Raw genomic sequence first — 11,360 nt, 5'->3', positions numbered from 1 at the left:
ATGTCTTTTTCAGCTTTTTAGTCTTATCTATTGACCTTCTATTAGCTGGTATTGCGGAATAATATGATGAAGAGCTTTGTTCAATTAGTAACCAATTACTTAGAGTTCTTTATCCAACTTAAAGAAGAAGTAATTTACTTGGTCAGTTTTATTGTGATAAGTCGGAAGTCTATTTATCTGGGGAAAGAAATCGCAACTGCTCCGTGCAAAAAACAAAAAGCAACCGATAACCAGCTGCTTTTTGTACACTTGCTATAACTTTTTCTGCAGTTCCTGAAATTCCTTATATTCTTGTTCCAATTTGGCTAAAGGAAGTTTGTGATAATAATCCTTATCGCTTTGCTGATACTCTAATTTAGCTACAGAAAGAATATAAGTAATGATTCTTCGCCTGCGCTCGTTTACACGATCAGATAAGATTCCCAATGTCATTCACCTCGAAAATAAGACGTAAATAACCTCACTTTACTCCGTCACAGCAAGCACAGAACCTTTGTATTCTTTGTCAATAAAGTCTGTGATCTCTTTTGAATGAAGCACTTCAAGCAATGTTTTGATCGCTTTTTTATCTTTGTCGCCTTCACGAACCGTGATGATGTTCGCAAATGGTGATTCAGATCCTTCAAGAGCTATAGAATCTTCTTTCGGATTCAAATTCGCATCAATCGCGAAGTTTGTGTTGATGACAATCGCGTCTCCTTCATCATGCTCATACGTTTTTGTTAATAGACCTGGATCGATGTCTGCCACAAATTCTAAGTTCATCGGATTTTCTACAATATCGCTAAGTTGCGCTTCATATCCCTTTCCTTCTTTAAGCTTGATTAGTCCTTCTGCTTCAAAGATTGAGAGGATGCGACCATGCTCGGCAACAGAGTTACTCAAGATAACTTTCGCACCATTCGGAAGATCCTTCAATGACTTATGTCTCTTTGAATAAACGCCCATCGGCTCAAGGTGAACGGCGCCAGCATTTTCAAACTTATACTTCGGGTTGTCTTTCAATTGTTGTGTTAAATATGGAATATGCTGAAAGTAGTTCGCATCGATTTCTTTTTCATATAGTGATTTGTTCGGTAAGATATAGTCTTGGAATTTAACAATCTCTAATTCTATGCCTTTTTCCTTCAAAAGTGGTTTTGCTTCTTCCAGGATCTCAGCATGCGGTACGTTGGATGCCCCAACTACTAGTTTTTCCGTTTTCTCTCCGCCACTTGCTGATGATCCACAAGCAGCTAATACAAACACTGCCACACTTGCGAATAAAACTTGAATCATTCTTTTCATTTTTCTTTCTCCCCTATCCCCAATTTTTCTATAGTTCTTTGATAAAACTCTTCAAGAGGCAGAATGCAAAAAAACCTTCTGAGCTCATAAAAGAGACAAAAGGCTTTCTCGAAAAAATCCGATTTCCTCTCATCTCTCAGCTTAACTGCTGTTAGATTTAGCACCGTTTCCATACTGACCGTTCAGCATGAATGGTTGCCGGGCTTCATAGGGCTAGTTCCCTCCACCTGCTCTTAATAAGAGTATTCCTATCAAATTACTTTGTATTATTACAGAATTTACTATTAATGTCAATCACTTTTTAAACACTTTTTTTCAAAGTAGGGTTTACATCTGCAGGAACATATTTTGAAAGCCATAACGATGTTGCAGATATAAGCTGTTTAAAATGCGGAATAGTTGAAAACGTATGGCTGGCAGCTTCAATTAAAACCATTTCTGCACTTCCCTTTATCCTTTTTTTGGCATGGTAATAATATTCTGAGCAATATACAGCATCAATGACGATGTCTCCTGTTCCATGAATGAAAAGTACGTTGCCATTATATTTGTACAGATCGTCAATCGGTGAAAATGGCTTGAGAGATGAAATGAAGTCATCAGTAATTGCATATCCTAAATGATCAATAACGTTATCTAACTGATTGTTGTATCCTACAATTGTCGTAATATCTTCATATGGTCGTCCAACAGCTGACCATAGGATAATATTTCCGATTCGATTATCTATCGCACCTGTACAAACAGCTACAGCACCACCTAAACTATGGCCGATCAGCGTAACACTTTCGGAATTAATGCACGGAAGAGACCGGCCAAACGAAATGGCTGCTTGCGTTTGATCGATTAAACAATAAAACCCATTCTCTCCATACTCACCTTCACTTTCACCGCATCCAGCATAATCGAAACGCAGAACCGCATACCCTTGTTTAACAAGTGCCTTTGCGGTTTTTACGAATAATCGATCCACACCAATTCTTGTACTTGTAAACCCGTGGCAGATAATGATGAGTGGATATGCTCCTTCTTCAACAGCTTGTAGTGAGGGATAATGAATCGTATGTGCCAGCACTTTACCTCTCCACGTAAAACACTCAGGTTTTGTCATAATTGTTCTCCTTTCCGTCTTTATTCAACAAAAAAACCGTGTTCATGAGAGAACACGGCTGATACTTAGGTCCGTTCGTCCTCTCATCTTTCAGCGTAAGCTGTTAGATTTAGCACCGTTCCGGTATAAAATAATGTACACCGATGGTTGCCGGGCTTCATTGGGCTAATTCCCTCCACCTGCTCTTAATAAGAGTTTTTATTAAATTTAGGATAATGATAGAGGAAATGTAATTTGGTGTCAACAAGAATATTGTATTAGACTTGCCATGAAAAGCTTTTTATTCACAAAATACGCAATATCAATTAATAATTTTGATGAAAAAATATTGCTAAAGTTCTGAAAATAGATATAATTAAGTTTATTAAATGAATAGGTACTTGATTTCCTTATCAAGAGTGGCGGAGGGACTGGCCCTGCGATGCCCGGCAACCGCTGTTTTCTTCTGAAAACAGTATGGTGCCAATTCCATCAGAACATGAAAGTGTTCTGAGAGATGAGGAAGAGTTTTTACAAGCTCTTCCTTTTGGGTTGAGCTTTTTTTATTAGAAATAAACGTTGAAAGGAATTAAAGTTTGCGCCTTTTTTCACCCTCCCTCCCGCTTCTTCGATCTGCTTGAACGTCGCGTACTCTCCAGCTCCGAGCAAGAACGTATTGATTCCTCGATACGGCTTTTGTGTCTTCCAGTTCACCGCTCCCCGTTCACCCAATGCCTTTGCCAAGGAACAACACCGCTCTCAAGCTCCTCTATGATTCTCTCGGTCACCATCTCGTAAACACTCTTTCTCATTTTTATTCTCCTCCTCATATTTTTTTGTCTTCCGAAGCGAATTGTGTTCCCTAAAGGAATGGAGCAACTCCACCTTAATTAATAAATTCATATTCTTATTCAATAATCCTACCCTTTAGCTGAATAAGAAAAGCTGCCTGATAAGACAGCTCAATCTTCAAGAAATGCACCCTTTTGTTTAAGTACAATATTTCACAAACTTTTTCGGCTTACTTATTTCTCTAAAAATATGGATACGGCACTATATAAAAGTAATAAAGCCATAACCACATTAAAATGACTTTTATATCTTGTTAAGAATTTTTGAAACAAGGAACCGAACAAACTCCAGCAAACAGTGCCTACAAAACCGACAAAAGCAAGAAACAGTGAATATAAAATTAAGCTTATATTAGTAGTGTAAAATGGTATGACAAATGTAGACATAGCTGTGATTCCATACAAAATAACTTTGGGATTTATGAATTGTAAAAGCATTCCTGTATAAAAGCCATTATGGTTTATATGGTCATTTTCCTTATTATCCTTCTTACTAAAAATTATCTTTATAGCTAAGTACAACATATAGATAGAACCAAAGATAGTCATTCCGAATTCTATTTTAGGAATGGTATTTTTTAATAACAAATTAAAATAGCTGCACAATATCATAATGACAAAAAAACCAGTACCAACCCCTAAGCAAAACTTTATGGTCTTTTTGAATCCATACTTATTAGCAGATAACATTGCCATTATATTGTTAGGACCTGGAGTAAAAGTAGTAACAAATACGTATAACAAAAATGATAATGTAGGCAAAATAAATCCTCCTCCGAATGTGTGTTATAATGTCTAAAAAGTCATTATAACGTCTTACGTTATATTGTAAGATATTGACGTTATATTGTATATAGTCTAAGGAGTGTTTTTATGGAAGAGATTAATCGCATCGTTGCAAATAATTTAAAGGCTTTGAGAGAAAGTAAGAAATTAAGTCTTGAAAAAGTTGCTGAGCTTACTGGAGTTAGTAAAACGATGATTGGACAAATTGAAAGAGGTGAATCTAGTCCTACCATTACAACAATCTGGAAAATAGCAAATGGGTTAAAAATTTCGTTTACTTCACTAATAAATTCACCGCAGCCTGACACAAAGGTAGTCCTGAAAAGTGAGGTGCAAATACTAACAGAGGATAATGGAAAATACCGATTATATCCTTATTTCCCATTCCAAGATAATCGACGATTTGAGGTTTATTCCATTGAAATAGAAAAAGGCGGGTATCTTAGTTCTGAATCCCACGGAGAAGGAACTGAAGAGTTTTTAACTGTTTTTGATGGTGAATTAACAGTAATAGTAAATGACACTGAATACACCATATCAACTGGAGATTCTATAAGGTTTAAAGCAGATAGATCTCATTCTTATCATAATTCTGGAGAACTATTAACGCGATTAAGTATGGTTATACATTATACAATATAAAATCCCCGTTTTTGGGAACGGGGGATTTATATTGTTATTCTTGAGGAATCAAGGGGTTTTCTTTATGCCGCAGATTTCACTTCCGTATCATAATTTCTTCCGGTTCTTGCTACCTTATTCCAGCTTTTCTTGTTAAAGAAGTAACCAATGGTACCGTAGATAACGGAAAAGATTGTGATAAACCGATAGATGAATATATCAAAAAAGATAGTTTTTAATAATTTGTATCGGTCCGAATCTTGAAAGGAGTAACCATGCCGGTCAGACATCTCAATTGCCAATACGTCATACACGTATCCAAGGATAAAAATAAAAAGGGTATAAATTAAAAGAAATGAGAGTGAGAAAAATTCACCGCTAATCAGATCAAATAATAATACTCCTGTCATAAAATATACGGCAAGAGTCCCCGATAAGAAACCTTCGAATAGATAAAAGAAGGATACTGGTTTTTTAAAGAGTGATTTTAATAAGAAAGGAGCAAAATAAAACAAACAATCTACAAAAGCTTTTTGCCAACAAACCCTTTGTTTAAATAAGTCTTTAACTGTTTCGGGCAATTCAGTGTAACAAACAGCATCTGGTATAAGCATTACTTTTCTTTTTTTGTTTTTAGAGATGTATTTTTGCATTTTTAATGTTATGTCTATATCTTCTCCAATTGTTGCTCGATATCCACCAACATCCAGAAGAGCTTTTTTTGTAAAAATTCCAAATGCACCTGATATAACTGCTAGAGCATGGAAACGGGACAGAGAAACTTTATTCACGTAAAAAGCTTTTAAGAAATCCAGCGTCTGGGCCCGGACTAACATATTAGCTTTACTTAATGATAATCCATAAAGAGGTTGAACTACTTTTGTCTGCAAGACATGCACCATCCCGCCAGCAGCTACAACATTCTCATCCTGAAATGCCATATTGACTGCATTTAGAGCATCATCATTCAAAATAGTATCAGCATCAAGAGTTACTATTACGGATTTATCTGCATATTCAATCCCAGCATTTAATGCATCTGCTTTACCACCGTTTTTTTTGTCAGCAACATAAATATTCGGATGAATTTGTGATTGGTAAAACATTTTTACATTTTCATATTCCAATTCTCTTGGTACTTCCTTGTAACAAGGAGATAGTTTTAACAGTTTGTTTAATAAGATTAACGTTCGATCTGAAGAACCATCATTAATATAAACGACTTCAGCATCCATATAAGTTAAGTTCTTCATACTGGTCACAGAAGTTTCAATAATATCTTTCTCATTGTAGCAAGGTACTAGTATACTTATTCCGTTTTGTCTCGTCACTAAGTTCTTTAGACTGTTACGTTTCTTTTGAAAAAGTGGTAAACAATAAATGGAATGAACTACAGGAAATAGAATTGACAAGGTAAAGAAAAATAACAGTAAATATTCCAAATTACTCCTCCTATCTAAACTATTATTTTAGAATAGTTGGAATAGGAAAACGTTTTTCTGACAATCAGAAATTATACTGTAACAATGTAAGGGTTTACTTCACAAAAACTTAACAATCAAAAAAAGAAACCCTGTAAAGGATTTCTTTTTTTGATATATAATTTACTTTTTGTCTCTCGGATCTTTCTCTTCAGCAAACTCAGTCGCATACCTTAGAGTAGGCTGTCTAAATCTTCTATGCTGGCGCTTTACCTTTTTTCTTGCCGGCATATGTTTTAATAAGTATTGATGCACGAAAACTTCCCCTGCGGTTATAATACCCGCTGAAATAATACTTCCCCACGCAATTTGAAGGTACCCATTTAAAAGGATAGAACCAAAAACCCATACAATCATATAGATTAAAATAAATTCCGCCATTAGAGTGTTCTTTTTACCAAGTCGCGGTAAAAGGATTCGATCAGCAAGAATATAAGATACCACTGTAGCCGTTACAGCGAAAGAAACGATATCACTGATTGATGCATCAAAAAATAAATCCAATGCAATCCAAAACGCGATCAAAGAAACGATAAATTTGATTAAAATACCTTTAGCTTGTTCCAATGAAAGACCTCCTTATTCTGTTATTAGTTTGCAACAAAATAAGAAGGTTCATACTTATACATAACGAATTCCTCACATGTTCTGTGAGGGATTTTTATTATTCAGAAACTGCCGTATGATTTCTGTTTTTTCTCTTTGTTTATTTATGTTTGCAGTTTTTTTCATTAAAGTTACGGCAATGAATACAACTGTTGAAAGAGGCAGAGCATAAAATAAAGGATCAACATGTGTCCATGGGTATGGCAATAACGGGGCTTTACCAAAAATAGCCTGTAAAAACCACTGGCATTTGCTCTTTAAAAAAACATTCATTTTATGTAACATTAGTGAAATATTTTCGTAATAATTGAAACCGAATTAGAGGTATTATCGTCTAATAAGTGAACTAGCTTTTAAGGGGGATTTTAAATTGAAGAAAAGAAATCGTGTGGTTATTTTTACAGTTTCAGCACTGCTTACAGTCGGTGTGTTTACTTATAAAGATCTTGAAAGCAAAGCCAAGGCAACTTCTGATCTATATATAAAAGATAATAATGAAATACATACATCTGATCGTTCAGCTGAATTAATTTCGAATGAGCTTGTTCAAAATCCCTATAAACAAAAAACAATGGGCGAAGAAAAAGTTCCCGTAATTAACGGTGTTAACAAAAAAGCATCACCTAATGTTGAACAGTCAATTGTTGAACGAAGCCAAGCTGAAGATAAGAAGCCCGTTAAATGCGGTACCGGGACAACAACTAATGAAAAAGAAACGAAAACTGTTAACCCTGAAACAAGAGTGATAAATGGTTATACGTTTGTAAATATCACGGATTCAGCAGAAGAAAATTTGGTTGATTTGATTGAAGTAGCAAAAAAGCATAATGCTGCGCTATACGCGATTGAATATAGTGACTCATTTGCGATGTATTCCAATGATTCAGGTAACCCTCTTATCATGTTCAGTACAGGTTCAAGATCTGTTCCTGTTGAGCACGCAGACATCCTTTACGATATGCATCCCTCAATTAAAGAGCAGATAAAAACTGTAGTAAATACTGGCAAGGAAACAATCGTTGAACTTGGTGAATTTGAAAGCTACCATATTTCTAAAACAGACGGAAGAATTTATCTTTCATTTTAATCAATGCAAAAAAAAGTCCTCCATTTAGAGGGCTTTTTTATTTTTTTTATTTATTTCCTTTAGAGCCACAACTTTTAAAGCAAGCAATTCTTTTTCAGTGAATTTTTCTAATAGCTTTTCATAAACTGCTACCTTTTCTTCTTCACTTAAACCGTCGCTAACCTGTTCTCTCGTTCTAGCTAATTCTGTTACAGTATACTTCTCAGAAATCAGCTTTACTGCATCTTTTCTCGTGGTAAAGGGGAGATTTTTCGAGTTCGTTTCCCCTGTTTCTATGTATTTTCTGATCTCAGGGTCCTCGAGGAGTTTGTTTATCTCTTCTTCATTCGAAGATAATTCTCTAGAAATCTCGCTCATCGCTTTTTCAGAGGCATAGTCCATAACAAATAAATAGCTGATTACACCCGTCGCTATAAAAAACATGAATACAACACCAAGCCACCACTTAAACATTTAATCACCATCTCATTTTAGATAATTTATTCATAGCACATTTGCCAAAGTTTGGAAAGTGCGAAATGATTTTTTAGAGAGTTTATTACAGTCTCCCATCTCGTTCTTTCTAATATGCTATTATTTACCATAAGAGCAGATCAATATATAAGCTGGAGGTCATTATGTCGCGCCTTACTGATCATTTAATCATAATCTCTTTTGATTGCTTATCTTCGCTGGATTTCCCTATGCTCCAGGAACTTCCGTATTTCAAAGAACTTTTACAAAGAGGATCTTACTGCAATCAAGTTCAAACGATATATCCTTCTGTTACCTATCCGTGTCATACAACCATTGTAACAGGAAATTATCCAAAACGGCATGGAGTCATTAATAATACGTTCCTTCAGCCAGGGAGATTATCTCCAGACTGGTATTGGCATCGCAAACATGTGAAGGGCACAACTTTATATGATGAAGCAAAAAAAGCAGGTATGACGACAGCAGCATTGTTGTGGCCAGTTACAGCTAGAGCAAACATCGATTACAACATGCCTGAAATCTTTGCAAACCGTTCGTGGCATCATCAGGTACCTGTTTCTCTTTCAAATGGAAGTATGCGCTATCAATTGGATTTGAACAGACGGTTTGGACATCTTCGCAACGGACTTAATCAGCCTGAACTGGATGATTTCGTATTAGAGTCAACAGTGCATACAATTAAAACGAAAAAACCAGAACTGCTGCTCGTTCATTTTGTAGATTTGGATTCACAGCGTCATTACCATGGCTTTTCTTCTAATGAGGCGATGGCTGCTGTCAAGAGACATGATGTTCGACTTGGACGTATCATTCAAGCGCTCAAAGAAAGTGATATATATGAAAAATCTACGATCATCGCTCTTGGAGATCATAGTGCTCTTGATGAATCGAAAGCGATTAAGCTCAACGTATTATTCAAAGAACAAGGTTTAATAGATGTAAATGAACGCGGAAAAGTGAAAAGCTGGAAAGCATATTGCAAGAGTTGTGATGGATCCGCATATATTTACTTAAATGAACCATCAGATCATAAAACCAAGGAGGTTGTAGAAGAGCTTTTGAAGAATCTAGTATTAACTCAAACAAGCGGCATTGAAAAAGTCATCAGTCAGCATGAGGCAGCAGCAATGGGAGCAGATGAAAACTGTGCTTTTATGGTAGAAGCAAGAAGAGGCTTTTACTTGAAAGAAGAAATAGATGGAGAATTTATCGATTCTATTACCGAAAGAGATGTAAGAGCAAAGCGCTATACACTCGCTTCTCACGGCTATTCACCTGAAAAAGAAGATTATACTACGGTATTCATAGCAGCAGGAAAAGGAATTCGTCCAAATGTTGTGGTCCCTTCGATGCATCTTGTCGATGAAGGACCAACTTTTGCTAGACTTCTTGGTCTTGATCTAGGCAGCACAGACGGTTCTGTTATAGAAGATTTAATCTATTATTCTTAAAGAAAGGATTCTCTAAAAGATTGTTGCTTCGGTTCATTCTTTTCAATCTCTTCATTGAAAAGTTGATTGAAGTGCAAGGTGCGAGACTCCTCGAAAATAAAAATCAATTTTCTTCGTGCGATGTAACGCTGCCGAAGCCTTCCTTGTCCTGCGGGATCAGCGGGACAGGTGAGACCCCGGCAGGCTTGATTAGCCTAGGGGGCTCACCGCACGCCCCGCGGAAAGCGAGCATCCTGTAACGGAAATCAACCACTCACAAGAGCTACAAAGTTTGCGAAAAATCGTTAAAGAGAGGATAAACCAAATGAAACGGTTCACGAAAGAAGAGAATAGCTGGATGTTCTATGATTGGGCTAATTCCGCATACTCCATCATTATTACAACAGCAGTGTTTCCTCTATTTTATAAGGCTTCGGCCATGAAAGCCGGTGTGAGTGCTTCAGATTCAACAGCCTATCTTGGCTATACGATTGCCGTTGCCACTTTTATTCTGGCGATGCTTAGCCCGATATTAGGCACGATTGCAGATTATAAAGGACTTAAGAAACGTTTTTTTACCTTCTTTTTTATACTTGGATTGATCTCTACCGCAACGCTCGCTTTTATACCAAGTGATCAATGGCTCTTATTATTAATTTTTTATACACTGACAGCAATTGGCTCCAGCGGATCAAACGTCTTCTACGACGCTTTTATAACAGATGTAACAACTGAAGATAGAATGAACAGAGTATCTTCTAGAGGTTTTGGTTTAGGCTATATCGGAAGTACAATTCCCTTTATTATCAGTATCGCCATAATCATTTTAGCTCAAAATGAAGCACTTCCGTTTTCAACAACGATTGCAAGTAAGATTGCATTTCTTATAACAGCTGTATGGTGGGGCGTATTCACCATTCCAATGCTGAAAAATGTGTATCAGCGGTACGGAATTGAGCGAGAGCCAAAACCGATTGTTAACAGCTTTAGGCGGTTAGGAAACACGTTAAAAGAAATCCGAAAATATCGTGCATTGTTTTTGTTCTTGCTTGCTTATTTCTTTTACATTGACGGTGTAGGGACAATTATTACGATGTCCACTGCTTATGGTTCAGATTTAGGCATTACGTCTACTAACCTGTTAATTATCCTGTTTGCCACTCAGGTTGTAGCAGCGCCCTTTGCCATTCTATATGGAAGATTATCAGAGAGATTCACAGGAAAAACGATGCTGTACGTAGGTATTTGCGTTTATATTATTGTCTGTATTTATGCTTACTTTTTAAAAACGACGCTCGATTTTTGGATATTAGCGATGCTAGTCGCAACTTCACAGGGAGGCATTCAGGCTTTGAGTCGTGCTTACTTTGCTAAGCTGGTACCGAAGAAAAATGCAAATGAGTTTTTCGGCTTCTATAATATTTTCGGAAAGTTCGCGTCCATCATGGGCCCTTTGCTAGTTGCTATTACAGCTCAAGTTACCGGGAACTCAGCAAGCGCTGTATTCAGCCTGGTCATCCTTTTCATTATTGGGATTACTTTACTATTTTTTGTCCCTGAACCTAAAGTTGATTCTTCTCATACGATAAGTGCTTGATATTAAAATAAACACAAAGACAGACCTGCTGGTTCTCCCTTAGGTCT

The 11,360-nt window shown here is 36.5% G+C and carries 11 protein-coding genes, 1 pseudogene and 3 riboswitches; of the genes and pseudogenes, 4 read left to right on the top strand and 8 right to left on the bottom strand.

The genetic code is table 11. The features are described from left to right. Nucleotides 1-252 precede the first annotated feature (252 nt). From ACFW35_RS04705 to ACFW35_RS04685, 5 genes and pseudogenes are all read right to left on the bottom strand, one after another. Complete coding sequence (locus tag ACFW35_RS04705) at nucleotides 253-426, bottom strand: hypothetical protein (RefSeq protein ID WP_379844123.1); 174 nt, start codon at nucleotides 424-426, stop codon at nucleotides 253-255. 39 nt (nucleotides 427-465) lie between these two features. Continuing rightward, nucleotides 466-1,287, bottom strand: a complete 822-nt coding sequence (locus ACFW35_RS04700) for a MetQ/NlpA family ABC transporter substrate-binding protein (protein ID WP_379844121.1) — start codon at nucleotides 1,285-1,287, stop codon at nucleotides 466-468. A 126-nt stretch (nucleotides 1,288-1,413) separates the two neighbouring features. Then, a riboswitch (SAM riboswitch) is annotated at nucleotides 1,414-1,530 on the bottom strand. 58 nt (nucleotides 1,531-1,588) lie between these two features. Further along, complete coding sequence (locus ACFW35_RS04695) at nucleotides 1,589-2,398, bottom strand: alpha/beta hydrolase (protein WP_379844120.1); 810 nt, start codon at nucleotides 2,396-2,398, stop codon at nucleotides 1,589-1,591. Nucleotides 2,399-2,478: 80 nt separating this feature from the next. Further along, nucleotides 2,479-2,593, bottom strand: a riboswitch (SAM riboswitch). Nucleotides 2,594-2,784: 191 nt separating this feature from the next. Then, nucleotides 2,785-2,901, top strand: a riboswitch (SAM riboswitch). A gap of 7 nt (nucleotides 2,902-2,908) precedes the next feature. Next, nucleotides 2,909-3,168, bottom strand: a pseudogene (locus ACFW35_RS04690) (ArdC-like ssDNA-binding domain-containing protein). A gap of 234 nt (nucleotides 3,169-3,402) precedes the next feature. Beyond that, complete coding sequence (locus ACFW35_RS04685; RefSeq protein WP_379844118.1) at nucleotides 3,403-3,990, bottom strand: LysE family transporter; 588 nt, start codon at nucleotides 3,988-3,990, stop codon at nucleotides 3,403-3,405. A gap of 111 nt (nucleotides 3,991-4,101) precedes the next feature. Here ACFW35_RS04685 and ACFW35_RS04680 point away from each other — a divergent pair, with 111 nt between their 5' ends. After that, nucleotides 4,102-4,656: a helix-turn-helix domain-containing protein gene (locus ACFW35_RS04680; protein WP_379844117.1), complete on the top strand. Its 555-nt coding sequence runs from the start codon at nucleotides 4,102-4,104 to the stop codon at nucleotides 4,654-4,656. Between the two features lie 62 nt (nucleotides 4,657-4,718). Here ACFW35_RS04680 and ACFW35_RS04675 read toward each other — a convergent pair whose 3' ends face one another. Together ACFW35_RS04675 and ACFW35_RS04670 are read right to left on the bottom strand one after the other, a co-directional pair. Then, nucleotides 4,719-6,077, bottom strand: a complete 1,359-nt coding sequence (locus tag ACFW35_RS04675) for a glycosyltransferase family 2 protein (RefSeq protein ID WP_379844115.1) — start codon at nucleotides 6,075-6,077, stop codon at nucleotides 4,719-4,721. Between the two features lie 162 nt (nucleotides 6,078-6,239). Continuing rightward, nucleotides 6,240-6,683: a YndM family protein gene (locus tag ACFW35_RS04670; RefSeq protein WP_379844114.1), complete on the bottom strand. Its 444-nt coding sequence runs from the start codon at nucleotides 6,681-6,683 to the stop codon at nucleotides 6,240-6,242. A gap of 409 nt (nucleotides 6,684-7,092) precedes the next feature. Between ACFW35_RS04670 and ACFW35_RS04665 the strand changes: the two genes are divergently transcribed. Continuing rightward, the gene (locus ACFW35_RS04665; protein ID WP_379844112.1) at nucleotides 7,093-7,809 is read left to right on the top strand and encodes a hypothetical protein; all 717 of its coding nucleotides are present in this window, start codon (nucleotides 7,093-7,095) and stop codon (nucleotides 7,807-7,809) included. A gap of 24 nt (nucleotides 7,810-7,833) precedes the next feature. Here the strand turns inward: ACFW35_RS04665 and ACFW35_RS04660 are convergent, their stop codons facing one another. Next, on the bottom strand, nucleotides 7,834-8,262 hold the full coding sequence (locus ACFW35_RS04660; protein ID WP_379844111.1) for a hypothetical protein: 429 nt from the start codon (nucleotides 8,260-8,262) through the stop codon (nucleotides 7,834-7,836). Nucleotides 8,263-8,426: 164 nt separating this feature from the next. Here ACFW35_RS04660 and ACFW35_RS04655 point away from each other — a divergent pair, with 164 nt between their 5' ends. Further along, nucleotides 8,427-9,737 carry an ectonucleotide pyrophosphatase/phosphodiesterase gene (locus ACFW35_RS04655; RefSeq protein WP_379844109.1) on the top strand — a complete coding sequence of 437 codons (1,311 nt, stop codon included), beginning with the start codon at nucleotides 8,427-8,429 and terminating at the stop codon, nucleotides 9,735-9,737. A 304-nt stretch (nucleotides 9,738-10,041) separates the two neighbouring features. Next, complete coding sequence (locus ACFW35_RS04650) at nucleotides 10,042-11,313, top strand: MFS transporter (protein ID WP_379844107.1); 1,272 nt, start codon at nucleotides 10,042-10,044, stop codon at nucleotides 11,311-11,313. Nucleotides 11,314-11,360: the final 47 nt, after the last annotated feature.

Origin of the sequence: Fictibacillus sp. NPDC058756, from assembly GCF_042746035.1 — a bacterium.
GTDB lineage: Bacteria > Bacillota > Bacilli > Bacillales > Fictibacillaceae > Fictibacillus.
The sequence above is the reverse complement of the archived record's forward strand: the minus strand, read 5'-3'. Positions and strand labels throughout refer to the sequence as shown.